13 protein-coding genes are annotated in these 15,842 nt (G+C 44.1%); 6 read left to right on the plus strand and 7 right to left on the minus strand.

What is annotated here, in order from left to right:
* Positions 1–95 precede the first annotated feature (95 nt).
* The 3 genes from AB6E08_RS16085 (at position 96) to AB6E08_RS16095 (ending at position 3,616) form a co-directional block, all read left to right on the plus strand.
* The gene (locus tag AB6E08_RS16085; RefSeq protein ID WP_017101782.1) at positions 96–1,127 is read left to right on the plus strand and encodes an NADP-dependent oxidoreductase; all 1,032 of its coding nucleotides are present in this window, start codon (positions 96–98) and stop codon (positions 1,125–1,127) included.
* Positions 1,128–1,161: 34 nt separating this feature from the next.
* A complete protein-coding gene (locus tag AB6E08_RS16090) occupies positions 1,162–1,782 on the plus strand; it encodes a glutathione S-transferase family protein (RefSeq protein WP_009845492.1) in 621 nt (206 codons plus the stop codon).
* A gap of 151 nt (positions 1,783–1,933) precedes the next feature.
* Positions 1,934–3,616 carry an RluA family pseudouridine synthase gene (locus tag AB6E08_RS16095; protein ID WP_032499436.1) on the plus strand — a complete coding sequence of 561 codons (1,683 nt, stop codon included), beginning with the start codon at positions 1,934–1,936 and terminating at the stop codon, positions 3,614–3,616.
* A gap of 80 nt (positions 3,617–3,696) precedes the next feature.
* Here the strand turns inward: AB6E08_RS16095 and AB6E08_RS16100 are convergent, their stop codons facing one another.
* Positions 3,697–4,077, minus strand: coding sequence for a DoxX family protein (locus AB6E08_RS16100; RefSeq protein ID WP_009845495.1), 381 nt, complete (start codon positions 4,075–4,077; stop codon positions 3,697–3,699).
* A gap of 116 nt (positions 4,078–4,193) precedes the next feature.
* Between AB6E08_RS16100 and AB6E08_RS16105 the strand changes: the two genes are divergently transcribed.
* On the plus strand, positions 4,194–5,090 hold the full coding sequence (locus AB6E08_RS16105; RefSeq protein ID WP_017101780.1) for a LysR family transcriptional regulator: 897 nt from the start codon (positions 4,194–4,196) through the stop codon (positions 5,088–5,090).
* Between the two features lie 51 nt (positions 5,091–5,141).
* Here AB6E08_RS16105 and AB6E08_RS16110 read toward each other — a convergent pair whose 3' ends face one another.
* The 3 genes from AB6E08_RS16110 to AB6E08_RS16120 all read right to left on the minus strand — a co-directional run bounded on the left by AB6E08_RS16110 (position 5,142) and on the right by AB6E08_RS16120 (position 7,580).
* A complete protein-coding gene (locus AB6E08_RS16110) occupies positions 5,142–5,435 on the minus strand; it encodes a YkgJ family cysteine cluster protein (RefSeq protein ID WP_017101779.1) in 294 nt (97 codons plus the stop codon).
* A gap of 197 nt (positions 5,436–5,632) precedes the next feature.
* Positions 5,633–6,817, minus strand: a complete 1,185-nt coding sequence (locus tag AB6E08_RS16115; RefSeq protein ID WP_017097507.1) for a D-alanyl-D-alanine carboxypeptidase family protein — start codon at positions 6,815–6,817, stop codon at positions 5,633–5,635.
* 178 nt (positions 6,818–6,995) lie between these two features.
* A complete protein-coding gene (locus tag AB6E08_RS16120) occupies positions 6,996–7,580 on the minus strand; it encodes a DUF4136 domain-containing protein (RefSeq protein ID WP_009845499.1) in 585 nt (194 codons plus the stop codon).
* A 268-nt stretch (positions 7,581–7,848) separates the two neighbouring features.
* Here AB6E08_RS16120 and AB6E08_RS16125 point away from each other — a divergent pair, with 268 nt between their 5' ends.
* Positions 7,849–8,103 (plus strand): YgjV family protein, encoded by a 255-nt coding sequence (locus AB6E08_RS16125; RefSeq protein ID WP_009845500.1) that lies wholly within the window; start codon positions 7,849–7,851, stop codon positions 8,101–8,103.
* A gap of 90 nt (positions 8,104–8,193) precedes the next feature.
* Here the strand turns inward: AB6E08_RS16125 and AB6E08_RS16130 are convergent, their stop codons facing one another.
* Entirely contained in the window at positions 8,194–9,657 is a 1,464-nt protein-coding gene (locus tag AB6E08_RS16130; RefSeq protein ID WP_372064631.1) for a diguanylate cyclase domain-containing protein, read from the minus strand.
* Between the two features lie 292 nt (positions 9,658–9,949).
* A complete protein-coding gene (locus tag AB6E08_RS16135; protein WP_017101777.1) occupies positions 9,950–13,108 on the minus strand; it encodes a chitinase C-terminal domain-containing protein in 3,159 nt (1,052 codons plus the stop codon).
* A gap of 450 nt (positions 13,109–13,558) precedes the next feature.
* Here AB6E08_RS16135 and AB6E08_RS16140 point away from each other — a divergent pair, with 450 nt between their 5' ends.
* On the plus strand, positions 13,559–15,145 hold the full coding sequence (locus AB6E08_RS16140; RefSeq protein ID WP_009845503.1) for a BCCT family transporter: 1,587 nt from the start codon (positions 13,559–13,561) through the stop codon (positions 15,143–15,145).
* Positions 15,146–15,288: 143 nt separating this feature from the next.
* On the opposite strand, the gene AB6E08_RS16145 is transcribed toward AB6E08_RS16140, so the two are convergent.
* Positions 15,289–15,651 carry a RidA family protein gene (locus AB6E08_RS16145; protein ID WP_017097511.1) on the minus strand — a complete coding sequence of 121 codons (363 nt, stop codon included), beginning with the start codon at positions 15,649–15,651 and terminating at the stop codon, positions 15,289–15,291.
* Between the last annotated feature and the right edge of the window lie 191 nt (positions 15,652–15,842).

Below are 15,842 nucleotides of genomic sequence, written 5' to 3' on the forward strand. Positions count from 1 at the left end.
CCTCTTATCATTTGATGACGGCGGGATTTTTAGACAACAAGACTAGACGACTGGTCTAATTCTAAATAAACATAATATAAAATTAAGGATACCCAATGACTCAACAAGACAACCGCCGCATCGTATTGGCTTCTCGCCCAGTAGGCGCACCGACTCAAGATAACTTCCGTTTGGAGACAGTAGCCGCACCAACAATTAAAGACGGCGAGATGTTACTTCGCTCAGTTTACCTTTCTCTAGACCCGTACATGCGTGGCCGAATGAGCGATGCTAAATCTTACGCAGACCCTGTTGCGATTGATGAAGTGATGGTCGGTGCAACCGTGTGTCAGGTTGAAGAGTCAAACAATAGCGATTTTGAAGTTGGCGAATGGGTACTGGCTTACACAGGTTGGCAAGATCTTGGAGTGTCTAACGGTGAAGGATTAATCAAACTAGGCAAAGAGCCAACACACCCTTCTTACGCACTGGGCATCATGGGTATGCCAGGCTTTACTGCGTACATGGGCTTACTTGATATCGGCCAACCTAAAGAAGGCGACACTCTAGTCGTTGCGGCTGCAACAGGTGCAGTAGGCGCAACCGTTGGCCAAATCGGAAAATTAAAAGGCTGTCGTGTCATTGGCGTTGCTGGTGGTCAAGAGAAATGTCAGTACGCGAAAGAAGTGCTTGGTTTTGATGAATGTATCGACCACAAAGCCGACGACTTCTCGGAGCAACTAGCTAAAGCATGTAGCAACGGCATCGACGTTTATTTTGAAAACGTTGGCGGCAAGGTGTTCGATGCGGTAATGCCGTTGCTTAACACTGGTGCTCGCATTCCTGTTTGTGGCCTTATTTCACAATACAATGCGACATCACTTCCTGAAGGCCCAGATCGCATGTCTAGCCTTATGGGCACTCTTTTGGTCAAGCGTATTAAGATGCAAGGTTTCATTATCTTTGATGATTACGCACACCGTTACAATGAGTTTGCTGTTCAAATGACAGAATGGTTGTCTCAAGGCAAGATGCATTACCGTGAGCACCTAGTTGAAGGCCTAGACGAGGCGCCACAAGCATTCATGGGTCTATTGGAAGGCCAAAACTTCGGTAAGCTTGTTATCAAAACAAACGAAGCTAAATAAATTCAAAAACTGAACCAGTTAACTAGGTAAAATCATGATTACTTTGCATCACCTAAACAAATCTCGCTCAAAACGAATCATCTGGCTACTGGAAGAGCTTGGTGTTGATTATCAAATCAAACCATACCAACGAGACAGTGTAACGTTTCTAGCGCCACCAGAATTGAAGGCCGTTCATCCTCTTGGTAAATCTCCGGTTATTGAAGACGATGGCGTCGTGATCAGCGAATCTGGTGCTATCACCGAGTACCTAATCGACAAATACGGTCAAGGTAAGTTCGCACCAGTGCGCGGCACCGCTGACTACGTGGAATACTCACAGTGGCTTCACTTCGCTGAAAGCTCTGGTATTCTGCCAATGCTACTTAAAATCTTTGTGATGAAAGACGGTTGCGAGACTAATTTCCTTGGCGGCTACGCTGATGATGAAAACCAAAAGATCCTAACCTTTGTCAACGAAGCGCTTGAAGGTAAAACTTACCTTGTTGCTGATACTCTGACGGGTGCCGATTTCATGATGTCGTTCATCGTAGAAATCGTGGGTAACTTCGGTGCCACTGCGCTCTACCCTAACATTGCTAAATACGGTGATCTTTTAACGAGCCACCCTGCTTACCAAAAAGCCGAGCAACTAGAGCTAGAACACTCGAACTGATCGAGTTTCAATCAAGCTCGGACGCGCTTCGGATAAGCACAAGCAACTAAATGAAGCCAAAGCCGATTTATCTTTCGCTTTGGCTTCTCATTTACCTTCATTTCGACAACAATACCGAACTCTAACTGAACAGCCATAGAGTTTGATCTTCATGTCAGCAAACCTTGCTCAATACACACCACTGCACCTAAAAAACGACAATACGAATGTAGACTTACCGCTACCGACTCGTTTTACGTTTCCGTACTACTACACACCACATCCAACGTGTGAGTTTGCCATGCAGCAACTTCAGCAGTCGTTACTCGACTGCGGTGTGAATGAAACATCGCAAGGCAACCTCTACGCCGTGCTTCTTGTTCAGAACCCAACTACACAAGAGCTAGGTTACCTTTCTGCGTTTTCAGGTTTGCAGTTATATCCGTCTTTGGCCTCTCAGTTAAACAACATTAACTTTGTTCCATCAGCCTTCGATTCAGAACAGTTTCAATCTCACAACAGTGCAAACCTTGCTCGCCAATCGCAACTAGCGGATGACATTGAAAAACTACAACAGTCGCACAACCTAGACGCATTATTGGCTGAATTTGAAGAGTTAAAAATCGAATCAGCACAAGCTATCGAAGCCTTTCAATTAGCCATGGCAGCAAACAAATCTCAGCGTAACGAACTCAGAGAACAAGCCAATCAAGAAAAGGCATTGGGGAATCTAGAGTCAGCAGCGAATTTGCTCAAACAACTGGGCAATCAAAGCAGCCAAGAGAAACGCGACTTAAAAGCACTTAGAATCGAGTGGAAACAAAAGATCGCAGAACGCCAGTCGCAAGTTGATGCTATCGAAAGCGAACTCACGAGCCGCAAGCAAGAGTACCAAGCGATCTCAGCCGAATTAGAAGCGCAACGGTTGTCTCATTATCGCTTTAACAACCAAGCTCTCGAATCAAAGAACCTGCTTGAATTGTTAGATGGCAAAGACGCTCTTGAAGGCTCTGGCGACTGCTGCCTACCTAAGCTGCTTAATTTTGCTTTTGAACACGGCTTTCAGCCATTAGCATTGTCTGAGTTTTGGTGGGGATTGCCTCCAACGGCTGTCATTCGCCAGCACGCAAACCTGTACCCGGTTTGCCAAAGTAAAAGCTTCGAGATCCTCGACCACCAGCTAAACGGCATCGAATTAGAAGAGAACCCGCTTATCGTGAACCCTGCGGTTGGTAAGTCGTTTGATATTGTCTATGAAGATGACGAGATCGTGGTGGTGAATAAACCCGAGGAGTTCTTGTCGGTTCCTGGTAAGTTTATCGAAGACTCTGTTTATACCCGTATTAAAGCGCGTTATCCCGATGCAACAGGCCCTTTGATTATCCATCGATTGGACATGTCGACGTCAGGCTTATTGATCTTGGCGCTGACCGCAGAGTCCAATAAACACATCCAGAAGCAGTTCATTGATAGAACCGTAGAGAAACGATATACAGCTCTGTTAGATGGTGAAATCGACGGCAAATCTGGCGATATCAGCTTGCCCTTGCGCGGCGACATAACAGACAGACCAAGACAATTGGTTTGCCATGAACATGGACGTAATGCTGAAACTCATTGGGAAGCGGTCAGCACCAACAATGGCAAAACCAAGGTTCACTTGTACCCTAAAACAGGACGAACCCACCAGCTGCGCGTACACTGTGCTCACCCGTCAGGCCTTGGTGTACCGATTCGTGGTGACGACTTATACGGATACAAACGTGATCGTTTACACCTTCACGCTGGCTACTTAAAACTGATTCACCCAACAACCGGTGAATGGCTCGAGTTTGAAGTGCCTTCTGAGTTCTAAACCGTTTCCATTTGGTAGGGCTTCGTGCCCTACTCTTATTTCCTTTGCCTCTCATAGCTATCGCTACATGTCGAATAAACTTAGTACGATGCAATGACCAAGAAGCCAGAACCCAACAGAGTAACCATCGCGGGAATACCATCCTTCCACGTATCGAATCTCAAATGAAAGTAAATCGCCCCTAGTGAAGTACTCGCTAATATCAAACCTCCCATCAGTTGCGTATGTTCAGGTGCTAAACCAACCAAAGCACAGAGCAACAATACAGCTCCAGTAAACTCAACCATGCCAACTAGAAACATGATGACGCGATTTAATCCATAGCTTTTAAAAAAGCCAAGCTGGATTTCAAACACTTTCTTTTGCCAAGCAATTGTCTTGATTGAACTCGCCAATAAAAAGAACACCACTAGTAATACACTCACTACTGTACTCATGTTGCCACCTTTCTTAAGAATCATTAACGTAGTGGAATCATTTAACCATTCATAAATGGAACGATAAATGCTAGTTTTATGATAGTCAGGATTCCAATTTGGAATGATTGGGTTTAGGTACAAGATATAGGACAACTAGAATGGATAAAATTGAGTGTATTCGTATCTTCGTGGAAACTGCGCAGCTGAACAGTTTTACTGCTACTGCCAATAAACTCGACGTGACACAAAGTGCCGTAAGTAAAAAGATTGCGTGGTTAGAAAGTGATTTAGGAATGACGCTGTTTCAGCGAAACAGTCGCAAAATATCCCTAACCCATGCAGGCAAAGACTACCTGACTTATTGCTCCCGTTTACTCGAAGAGATGTCTACCATAGAAAGTAGGCTCAAGCGTGAAACAGAATCCGTGGAAGGTGAGCTTAAGATATCTGCGCCAAGTGCTTTTTCATCGATGTTACTCAGTGAGCCGCTTCAAGCTTTCATTGAACAGCACCCAGGTATCCGCATTAACCTCAGCATCGATGACCGCATCGTCAACCTTAATGAACACAATATTGATGTTGCCATCCGCGCGTCACAACTCAAAGACTCAGGGCTAAAAGCACGCTTCTTGTTTAACAACAAAGTTCACTACTTCGCATCACCAGATTATCTAGAAAAACAAGGGATTCCTCTGTATCCACAAGATTTGAGCGAACACCAATGCTTAACCTACTCCCTGATGAGCCCTACGAATGAATGGCGTTTTACCGACAAGAGCGACAAAACTAATACCATTAAAGTAAATCAAATATTCACTTCAGATAGCCCAGATATGCTACTTAAAATGGCTCGACAAGGTTTAGGTATTGTTGCTTTACCGGATTGGATGGGCAAAGAGTATGTTGAGAAAGGAGAACTAAAAAGGTTATTGGAAGATTGGAGTAATAACCAGCTACCAATGTACGTGGTGTATCATGCGAGCGATTATTTGCCCCAAAGAATCCGAGTGTTTATCGATTTTCTTGCGAAGTATTTGAGCGCAAGGAATAGTTAAAGCTCTAAGAACAGTTAGAGCTCAACTAACATCGATAGCTAAGATAAAGTCTTAACCCATTACATCCTTGCGCTGATCAACACATTCAAAAGAGGCCATTTCGAATTCACGACAGATCCAAGGTCGGTTTTCGTAAATAGTACACATCAGTGTTTCTCTATCTACAGCAGAACACCAACCGTCGTCGAGTCGCAACATCGTTTCGCCGCCCCATTCATCATAAGCGATATGCTCTTCAGGTACGCCTGTATCTGTGATGATCATAACCTCTAAACGGCAACAGCATGCCTGACAATTAGCACATGTTACTTCGGGGTCGGTTACGTTCTTTATCTCAATCGTCATAAGTGACTACGCTGCTAAATTTTGCGTATAGTAATCGAAACCGACCGCTACGGCTAATAAAGATAGTGCGGCGCAGTGTTTTGATTGATGTAGAAATAAAAATAGGCGCTGTGATTTACTCACAACGCCCATACTATTTATGGTTTTCCATCGCGACTTGTCGCCACTATCTCGCTTTACAACAGACTAGCCTCGATTTAGAACAGACTAGCAAAAAATAGCTTTACGTAGTCCATCAAGCGTTTGAACAAGCCAGCCTGCTCTACCGCTTCCAACGCGATCAAAGGTTGAGTTTGAACATCTTCACCATCAACGGTGTAATGAACAACGCCTAAGGTTTGGCCTTCTGAAATCGGGGCTTTCAGTTCAGATATTAGTTCAATCGATGCCGTTAACTTTTTGCTGTCTGACTTAGGCAGCGTAATAAACGTATCTTCTGCAACGCCTAGCTTCAACGTATCTTGAGCACCAAACCACACCTTCTCTTCAGCGACTTGGTCACCGCCTTGATGAGGGTTTAGCGTATCGAAGAAACGAAAACCATAGCTCAACAATTGTTTGCTGTCTGACTCACGACTCTTAACGCTTGATGCGCCCATCACAACCGCAATAAGTCTCATCTCACCTTGTGTCGCCGAACTCGCTAAACTGTAGCCGGCACCAGAGGTGTAGCCTGTTTTCATGCCATCGACCGTCAAGCTTCTATCACGTAATAAGCCATTGCGGTTGTGTTGTGTAATCTTGTTGTAGCTAAACGAGCGTTCGCTGTATAAACCATACACATCCGGTAAATCGCGAATAATCGCACGGCCTAATAGAGCGATATCATAAGGCGTTGAATAGAGATCGTCCGCATCTAAACCATGTGCATTCGCAAAATGGGTATTTTCCAGTTTTAGCGAAGCTGCCCAAGAGTTCATCAAGTCAACAAATGCATCTTGTGAGCCAGCAACATGTTCTGCAATCGCAACACTCGCATCGTTCCCTGATTGAATAATCAAGCCACGGTAAAGATCCATCATCGCGACATCAGTGTTCACTTCGATGAACATTTTTGAAGAATCAGGGAAGTTTTTCGCCCATGCGTTTTCGCTAATTCGCACCTGATCATCCGCAGAGATGTTACCTCGTTTCATCTCTTGTCCAGCCACATAACTGGTCATAAGCTTGGTTAAACTCGCTGGGTTCAACTTAGTGTGTGCGTTTTTTTCTACCAGCACATCACCAGAGTTAAAATCAATTAACACATACCCTTTTGCGCCTAGGCTAGGTGGGCTTGGTACTATAGAAGGTGCCGCGACAGCAGTATTTGCTACGATCGCTGCGTTACTTACAATGAACATACTTAATAGAGGGAGAGAGTATTTTGAGAACCGTTTCATTGAATTAAACCTAAGTTAACGTTTTGTTCAGTATAGACAAATGCTAGCAAAAGAAGCGCGAACTTTACGTTGCTTTACGTATTTGTACGGTTCGTTACAAATAAAAAAGTATAATCTGCGACCTGTCCGTTTTTTACACAAAAACGATTGACTCAATGAATGCATTCAACACTTCGCTTTACCTCTCGGGCATACGTCTAAATAACATTTCAACAAAGCCCATAACCCGCTGTTTGCTTTCGCTCGGCTCTAAATCAGGTTGGATACCAGACTGCGCCAGTGCTTGCCACTGTATAACTTCCGAATTAGGAACAAAAAAAGCAATATACAAAGATCCTTTCTCGCTTACCTTTCCATCATCACTATAAAATGGCACACCTGTAGATAGCTGAATCGCATCAAAGATCGATTCATCGTTCAGTTCAGATTCTTCAGCTAATCCAAAACCCACTACGACATCACCAGCCCCGGATTTCAACTGATAACCTTTCAATGAAAGTTGTTCTTTAATCGCTTCGCGTACAAGATCAGTGACGACCGTCTTGTCATATTTTTCAGAAAGGTACACTTGCTCTGATTCGGGATGCCATGAGTACGTGACTACCCCATGCTTCATGAAATCAAAGTCACCACTGGTCACCACGCCATAATTGTGAGTTGGAGTCGTTTCATTGGTTGTACACGCTGTCAGTCCAATCGCTATCAAAGCCAACAACGCGACTTTATTTACGCCTTTTGTTGCACATATGAATCGTTTTATCATTCGCGGCTTCCTTTCCTATACAAGAATAATTATCAATTTGACCTTCAACATAAACAGTAATTATATTAATAGAAAGATCATTAAACGTTTGCGTAATCGCTAACCTTCACTTCTACTCATTTTGGGGGTTTAACCACAGAAATAGACTCGGTATAGTAAACTTAGTTAAACATAACCAAACCATTCGGGGCACGGAGCTTCCTCAATCATCTCATGAAGAGAAGAATTGGTACCGATAAAGCATCGGCAAATTTAAGAGGGTCACACAATGGAATTCAATATGGTTGAAATTTTAGGTTACGCGGCATCTATTATGGTCGCAATTTCATTAACAATGAAAGATATCGTGCGTCTGCGTGTCCTTAACTTTGTTGGCTGTACTCTATTCACAGCATACGGCGTTATGATTGATGCATGGCCAGTGGTTGCAACCAACGGTTTCATCGCTTGTGTGAACATCTACTTCCTTGCAAAAATGCAAAAGGAAAAAAAAAATGAAGCGATGAAAGCAGCAAAAGCTTAGATTAACGGCTAGCACTTTCAAACAATTCTAAAAAAGCCCAAATAGAACGTTCTATTTGGGCTTTTTCATGCTCATCAGTTTTAGAAAACTTCAATGACAGACAATACGATATTGACTCTCTCTGTACACCTGTGTGTTATTGCGTCCATTCTTTTTCGCTTGATAAAGTGCTTTGTCAGCTTGGTCTATCGTGCCTTCTATGTGGAACAGTGCATTTGCATAGCGACACCCAACACTGACCGTTACAGGTAACACTAACCCCTCAATTTTTTCGACGCTACGCCTAAGCTCTTCCGACAACTCGTACAATTGATATTCATTGCAATCAAAAGTCACAAAGATAAATTCCTCACCGCCATAGCGAGCAATTAGACGATTTTCATTTGCAAATTGCTTCAATACTTTTGCAACGGCACAGATCACTCTATCGCCTTCATTATGCCCGTGTAGATCGTTTACCGATTTAAAATGGTCAATATCTAGAAGAATGATACCAACACCTTTTAACGGATAAGGCGAACACTCTAAAATTCTCATCTTAACCTGAGAAATAAAGTCCCGCCGATTACTCAACCCCGTAAGATAATCTAAGCTAGCTACATCTAAGATCTTTAAATGACGGTGCCGCAGGTAAAGCACCAAAACGGCGATGATGCTAAGCAAACTTATGATTAAGGTCATCAAGCTCACCAGCAATAAACTGTGGTTCTTATTGAGCTCTTGCTCCAAAACTCCAGCAGAAATGATCCAATTCAGATATGGGTAGAACTTATAGAAAATGTTTTTGTTTGTCGTACCGTTGTCATCTGAAATTGAGTAACTAAAATGCCCTTCAGGCTCAGCAACGACCTTATCGATGAGCAACTCTGATGAATAACCAATTAAGGCTTTCAAGTGTTCGTGTTCAAAATTGGGTCGGAGGACTAGCTCGCCTTGCAAATCAACAATATATACATAACCACTATCGCCATATGAATACTTTCTTAGTTTATCTTTAAGCGCTTCGAGATCGACCAAGTACATGAGTTCATCTTTATAAGTGGTCGCCACCAATGTATTACCACTCGGTAGCCTCACTGAATACGCGACCTTCGCACGCTTGCCGACTTCATGTGGATTAGCATGAGAATACTGAGTCATTCCAGACTTTGAGGTCAGTTGCGTTTGAATATGGGTTAAATGCGCGCGATTTTGCCCTTGTAAAAACGGATGATACAGGTGGACACCTTGTGGTGACATCAAATAGATATAACCTGACTCTCCAATCACCAATTCGTTAGCAATTCGGATGACTTCTTTAACTTCTTGTTCTGGAGTGACACCTAGTGTGTGAGAAGCGACAGTATCAGTCACACCTTTGAGATAGGTTTTAATAGCTTCGTTAACGGTAGTATCTACGATGTCGTAGCTTGCGTTTACAATAGTACGGAAGAAGAATTGATTAGACTCTAAAAGTGATTCTTTGGTTCGGTTAAATTGAATAGCAGAGAGGACCAAAGATACGAGGGCCAACACGATGGAAAAGTTGAGGATATACTTACGTCTTACTTTCAAAATCACCTCATAGCTTTTAAATTTTAGGTAACGCTATTGTTTTTATAAGTAGATTGTTTTATATCACATTTATCGATTTTACTGAACGATAGTCGATATTAATAGCGCTCTTCATGTGCAATCTGTGACTTATAGCAAAAACGCCGAACTGGATTCAGTTCGGCGTTTTGATTTTACGTTTAAATTGATAACTTAATTTATACTAAAGCCCTGATAAATCGACTTAAAAGCATTCGCATTTATTACCTATTACTACGCTCTATTGTCTATAAATACATTGCTTAGCATTAAATTAAGAGCACACTTTGGTCCAACTGCCGTCACTTCCCGGCTCGGCACTTGTCCACCAGTTTGCTTGGTAAACACTACCGTTATGAACCACTTGGTCGCCCGTGTTTGCGTGGCTTGGGTTACCCGCCCAATCTTTCTGAGGTAAGTCGGGATATACAGCTAAACCCGCAGTATCGCATGTACCTGGGTTGGTACCGCCATCACCAGGATTACCGCCACCAGTACTGATATCACCCAGTGGTAGATCCGGCTGCTCAAAGCTAAATGCATAATCGACACTATTCACATTCACTGTATAGTTTGCAGGGCCAGAAATTGGCAAGTAATAAACCATATCGAGTTCATACACACCACCAGCAGGAAGCTCTTTCCATGCAGGTAATGTAAACGCTACTCTGTGCATCGGACCATCTAGACCACCAATATTATTGGCACGAGTGTGACCAGAAGCAATCACAGACAAACCACCGCCCGATTGATCTTTTGCGTTATCAGGTGCAGACACTGGGATATCGAACTGGAACTCAGTACCACCAGGAAGCGCTTGACCTGTATTGTTTGTAAACGTGATCTTAGGGTTAATTGGATAGTTTTGATCACCGACTTTGAAGCCACCTACAGAAACAGTAATATCTAATGCTTCCGTTGGGATAGCACCCGTTGCAACCTTGTTTCCATATGGAGTAGCTGACTTAAACTTATCGTAGATAGCTTTCGTCATAGTGTTACCCATATGGAACTCACCGTTTCCGCTATTACACGCCTGTTCGGTTGTATCGATTGAAGTTCGGTTACCGTTCGCATCGAGTACGTAACAGTTGTAATCCCCTGCTAGTTCCCAGAACATGATGCCACCGATTTCTTTGTCGATAACGTAATCGGCTTTCACATCGATAGAATCTTTATCTTCCGTTGAAAGGAATACGCCCTTCTCTGCGTTCCACAACCAAGGAGCAACAGCCACGCTGTCATAGTTACGCGTGTAAGTCCCCATTAGAACATCTGAAGGATCGTTAACAGGATCAAGCTTGTAAGCTGCTGCATAAGAACCCCAAATGCCTTTCTCTAAGTTCTTCGCATGCCACATTGGGTTTGAACCTGCACCCATTTCGTTGCCTTTCGGATCAGTATCGTGCCACATGTTATCGATACCAATTGCGCCATGGCCGCAGTTGTTCTTCTCGCCTTCACCAGTACCTGCTGAACATTCAGCTTGGTTTGGCAGTGCTGCTCGGCCCCAAAGACCATTCTCACCACCAGTTACACCTTGCCAACCACGTGTGTAGTAAGGCACACCGATGTTAATACGACCTGCTGGCATAGAACCACGGAAGTAGTGGTAGGCCCAATCCGTATTCAGGTAACCGATACCGCCGTAAGCCGCTGTGCCGTATACGTTCCACTGTGCTAACTCTGAATCTTTACCTGTATCAAACAACGCAGCGTTATGGCCTACGTGATCGTTCCACGCACCGTGAAGGTCATAAGACATGATATTTACGTAATCGAGATATTTGGTTACATCGAATGTTTCCATACCACGCAGTAGGTAACCCGAAGAAGGCGCTGCGATCGTTAACATGTAGTGATTGCCATCTTGCGCAGAGGCTGCATCAAGCTTCTCACGCAACACTTTCATCAACACTTGGTAAGAAGCCCATAGGTATTGACGACGTGGTTCCATAAAGTCTTTATCGTACGGATTACCTGCGCCCGCCATTGACGTCGGGTATTCGTAATCGATATCTAGACCATCGAACTGGTATTTACGAAGCATTTCAACCGCTGAAGTTGCGAATGTTTCGATACCTTGATGGTTAATAGAACCGTCAGCATTGGTCGTCATGGTATAGAAACCACCATCAGCCACTCGGCTACCATCAGTGGCGAAGTGGCCACCGGTCTCCGCCCAACCACCGATTGAGATTAAAGTCTTAACATCGTGTTTTTTCTTCGCTGTCGCTAATGCTCCGAAGTGACCTTTGAAGCCTAATGCTGGGTCAACTTCCACGCCCGGCCACTCTTTACCAACCGCTGCGTTGTTCGGATCGTTCACATCACCCACGTTTACTTTGCCATCAGAGCCGATGCTCACGAAAGCGTAGTTAATGTGTGTGAGTTGTTCCCAAGGAATGTCATTTACTAGGTAAGCAGCTTGTGGGTCATCCCCTGCACGCCAGCTGGTGAAGTAACCAATGACACGACGTGGGTGATCCGCGCCCATTTTCTCACGGCCTTCATCATCGTAAATCGTACAATAAGGAACATCGACACCTTGAGTTTGATACAAGCCATCAGGTCGACAAGTGCTCACCGTTGGTACGCCATTCACCGTCAAAGAAGCCAGCGCTGAATCTGTCGTTGCGCCTTGATTGTCAGTCGCTTTTGCGTAAACCGCTAAAGAACCCGCTTGAGTGGTTGTGTAGTTAAGCGTGTATGGGCTTGTCGCAGCCGTTCCGACTAAAGAACCTGCCACATAAAAATCGACCTTATCAACCGTACCATCGCTGTCTGTTGCCGTTGCGGTAAGCGTTACCACACCACCAACATCAACCGAAGATGCAGAAAGCGCAACCGATACTGTCGGCGCTTCATTTCCAGGTGTAACTGAATCGACAGAAATAGAGACCGCGCTCGCTAAGCTAGCCGCGCCTTCATTGTCTGTAGCAACAACCGAAACCTGATGGCTACCAGACGTTGCAGCCCAAGCCGCTTCGAAAGGTGCAGCTGTTACAACCGCAACTGAAGTTCCATCAATGAAGAATTCAACCGAGGTAACACTGCCGTCAGAATCTAGCGCCGTTGCACTCAAGACCACGTTATCGCCTTCAGTGATTATGTCAGAGGCTGATGGAGTCGTTAACGAAGCCGTTGGCACTTCATTGGGCGTACCACCACCGCTACACACATCAACCTTCTTCCATTGTGCATGGTCACCTTCGAATTGGTTTGGGTTGTTATTTTGATTCCAATAATTGGCTTTGTAAGCACTACCGTCATGTGAAACTTGATCGCCGCCGGTGTAAACCGTGGCAGGATCCCACGCTTCTAACGTTGAGCAATCCACAGCCGCATAGCTATTGAAAGCCATTAAGCATGACGCAGTGAGAGTACTGAGTGTAAAAACCTTTTTGGCCACTCTTCCTTGATTTAGGTGCATGTTTGCAGTCCCTTAAGTTGTTGTTTTAAGATATTTAAAGTAAATGACACTTTTCTTGCCACTTAAATTCCTTCGCAAAACAACTGTAGGTAACAGTGCCAATTAAACACCTAAAATATTCCTTATTTATAAAATGACTCGCATTAATTTGTTTATAGCATGCAATGACTCGACACTTATTTTGCACCAACAACTAATATTAATTTATTTCGCAAAGCTAAAAAAATAGTGTCTCAAGAGTCAGAAATGTGATTTGAGTTTGAGAAAAATTCGTATCAAAACTAACCAAAAAGTAGGGATTTATTGGCGATTTGGGATTATTTTATGAAATCGCCCACTTTTTGATTACAAATATGTTAGTATCAGCGGCTTTTTTGACGAGCCTCACATTTTTATCCGAATGTGGGAGAAATACATAGGCTTGAAAGAGCCAAATATAGCGAAGAAATAATGTCCAACTTGACGCAAGTCGCCAACGAAAACATCAACGCAGAATCTACTTCTATCGATTTCAATAGAGCTCAATCTTTGGGTGAAAAACTGGAACTCGGAAACCCAGTCTTTTGGCTGAGTGGCAGTTTCCTGACCCTCTTTGTCATCCTTGCTTTCACCAACACCTCCGTATTGTCCGAACTTGTCAACATCGGCTTTAGTTACTCAACTAAATGGTTCGGTGCTTTCTGGCAAGTCCTACTACTACTCAATTTCATTATCGGTTTAGTGCTTGCACTAAGTCGCACAGGCCATGTTCGTTTAGGGAAGCTTGCCCTACCAGAAATGACTACGTTTAAATGGATGTCTATCGTCCTATGTACACTCCTTGCGGGTGGTGGCGTGTTCTGGGCAGCTGCAGAGCCAATTGCTCACTTTGTTTCAGCTCCACCGCTGTATGGCAATGCAGACCCTCAAGCGATGGCATTCAATGCACTATCACAATCTTTCATGCACTGGGGTTTCCTTGCATGGGCTATCTTAGGTGGTCTCTCTTCGATTGTGCTTATGTACTTGCACTACGAAAAAGGCCTTCCTCTTAAGCCACGCACCCTGCTTTACCCAGTACTGGGCGACAAGGCAATCAACAGCTGGATTGGTAACGTCGTTGATGCGTGCAGCATTGTGGCAGTAGCCGCAGGTACAATCGGCCCTATCGGCTTCCTTGGCCTACAGATCAGCTACGCACTGAGCGAACTATTTGGAATTTCTGACAGCTTTGCTACCCAAAGCGTCGTTATTCTATTCGCTATTGCAATGTATACGCTGTCGGCATTAAGTGGTCTAAGTAAAGGCATCCAACTGGTAAGCCGTTACAACATCATCTTATCGGTGTGCCTAATCGTTTACATTCTCCTTGTTGGCCCAACCAGCTTTATCATTGATGGCTACCTACAAGGCATCGGTGAAATGGTCGACAACTTTATCCCAATGGCGCTATACCGCCAAGATACTGCGTGGCTAGGTGGCTGGACTGTATTCTTCTGGGGTTGGTTCTTAGGTTATGGCCCAATGATGGCGATCTTCATTGCTCGTATCTCACGTGGCCGAACTATTCGCCAAATGATCGTTTCCATCAGCATCGTTGCACCGCTTGTGACTTGTTTTTGGTTCAGCATTGTTGGTGGTAGTGGCTTAGCGTTTGAATTAGAGAACCCAGGCGTAATATCTAGCGCATTCGAAGGTTTCAACCTTCCAGCTGTACTACTAGCTATTACTTCGCAACTACCGTTCCCGACTCTGATTGCAATCCTGTTCCTTATCCTGACGACCACGTTCATTGTGACCACAGGTGACTCAATGACCTACACCATCAGTGTAGTAATGACTGGTACTACAGAACCTAACTCAGCAGTTAGAACGTTCTGGGGCGTCATTATGGGGGCAGTGGCTATCGCGCTTATCTCAATGGGCTCTGGCGGCATCTCAGCTCTGCAGTCGTTCATTGTGATCACTGCCGTTCCTGTTTCGTTTATCTTGCTGCCATGTCTATGGCATGCACCGAAGATCGCGAAGCAGATGGCAAGAGATCAAGGTCTCGCTTAATACCTAATCCGATTTAGTTTCGGATAGCGTAGAACACTAAAAAGCCACTCAAGTGATTCACCTGAGTGGCTTTTTTTATCTGTTCGCTGTCGACTTTATTAATAGTTATGTCTACTAGCGCTTGTATCTACCGAGATTTCGGCTTATTGAAACTTTTCACCAGCAGCAACCATGAATGACATCTCAACCAATAGTTCAGGGTTAGCGAGTTCTGCTTTCACGCACGCACGGCTTGGCGCGCAGCCTTCAGGGAACCACGCTTCCCACACTTCATTGAGTGCATCAAAGTTAGCGAAATCCGTTAGGTAAATAGTCACTGACAATACACGAGATTTATCGCTGTCAACCAAACTCATCATTTCTTCAGCTTGTTCGAAGATTTGCTGAACCTGACTCTTAATTCCTGCCGTTGTATCCGTCTCTGGTACTTCAACAAAGCTTGCAATACCGTTAAACACAGTCACATCAGACCAACGTTTGGTCGGGTTAATTCTATGGATTTTCACTGGTTATACTCTTCTTATAATTAGGGTGCACATCAGCGTAATCTAATCCAAATTCCTAACATTGAAAACAAAAATTAGAAAGCTCGTAGTACCTGCAAAACAGCACTATCGCCAACCTATGACTTTGGTGTTCAACTGATCTGCTCCAGTAAGACTGGACACCGCATTAAGCGACATATTGTTTTTCAAAG

The sequence above is a fragment of the Vibrio sp. 10N.247.310.24 genome (assembly GCF_041467175.1).
Classification (GTDB): Bacteria; Pseudomonadota; Gammaproteobacteria; order Enterobacterales; family Vibrionaceae; genus Vibrio; species Vibrio tasmaniensis_A.

Excerpts from the sequence above, each read along its gene's own strand:
- AB6E08_RS16085 (WP_017101782.1), top strand. The coding sequence starts at position 96 with ATGACTCAACAAGACAACCGCCGCATCGTATTGGCTTCTCGCCCAGTA.
- AB6E08_RS16140 (WP_009845503.1), top strand. The coding sequence starts at position 13,559 with ATGTCCAACTTGACGCAAGTCGCCAACGAAAACATCAACGCAGAATCT.
- AB6E08_RS16090 (WP_009845492.1), top strand. The coding sequence starts at position 1,162 with ATGATTACTTTGCATCACCTAAACAAATCTCGCTCAAAACGAATCATC.
- AB6E08_RS16095 (WP_032499436.1), top strand. The coding sequence starts at position 1,934 with ATGTCAGCAAACCTTGCTCAATACACACCACTGCACCTAAAAAACGAC.
- AB6E08_RS16110 (WP_017101779.1), bottom strand. The coding sequence starts at position 5,435 with ATGACGATTGAGATAAAGAACGTAACCGACCCCGAAGTAACATGTGCT.
- AB6E08_RS16125 (WP_009845500.1), top strand. The coding sequence starts at position 7,849 with ATGGAATTCAATATGGTTGAAATTTTAGGTTACGCGGCATCTATTATG.
- AB6E08_RS16105 (WP_017101780.1), top strand. The coding sequence starts at position 4,194 with ATGGATAAAATTGAGTGTATTCGTATCTTCGTGGAAACTGCGCAGCTG.
- AB6E08_RS16120 (WP_009845499.1), bottom strand. The coding sequence starts at position 7,580 with ATGATAAAACGATTCATATGTGCAACAAAAGGCGTAAATAAAGTCGCG.
- AB6E08_RS16115 (WP_017097507.1), bottom strand. The coding sequence starts at position 6,817 with ATGAAACGGTTCTCAAAATACTCTCTCCCTCTATTAAGTATGTTCATT.
- AB6E08_RS16135 (WP_017101777.1), bottom strand. The coding sequence starts at position 13,108 with ATGCACCTAAATCAAGGAAGAGTGGCCAAAAAGGTTTTTACACTCAGT.
- AB6E08_RS16100 (WP_009845495.1), bottom strand. The coding sequence starts at position 4,077 with ATGATTCTTAAGAAAGGTGGCAACATGAGTACAGTAGTGAGTGTATTA.